Below are 259 nucleotides of genomic sequence, written 5' to 3' on the forward strand. Positions count from 1 at the left end.
GACGGTCGAGGCGCAGATGGCCCATCATGACCATTGCGGGGGGATGAGCCGAGGCGAACAGGCGCGCGAAGGGGGCCAGCTCGGCCTCGGTCCAATGCGCGGAAATGTCCGCGACCCCGTGATGGCTGTCGCTGACCGAGCGGCCATGGCCGGGAAAATGCTTGGCGGAACACAGGATGCCCGCGCTGGCGAAACCGCTGACAAAGGCCGCCGCATAGGCGGCGATACAGTCCGGGTCGGTGCCGTAGGCGCGTTTGGG

General features: G+C 68.0%; 1 protein-coding gene. It reads right to left on the bottom strand.

Annotation, left to right across the window (positions count from 1 at the left end; genetic code table 11):
• Positions 1 to 259, bottom strand: a 259-nt coding sequence (locus JI667_RS22050) for a glycoside hydrolase family 3 N-terminal domain-containing protein (protein WP_280515531.1), incomplete at both ends; no start/stop codon positions are given.

The sequence above is a fragment of the Bacillus sp. NTK074B genome (assembly GCF_017303375.1).
Taxonomy (GTDB): Bacteria; Bacillota; Bacilli; order Bacillales; family Bacillaceae_B; genus Rossellomorea.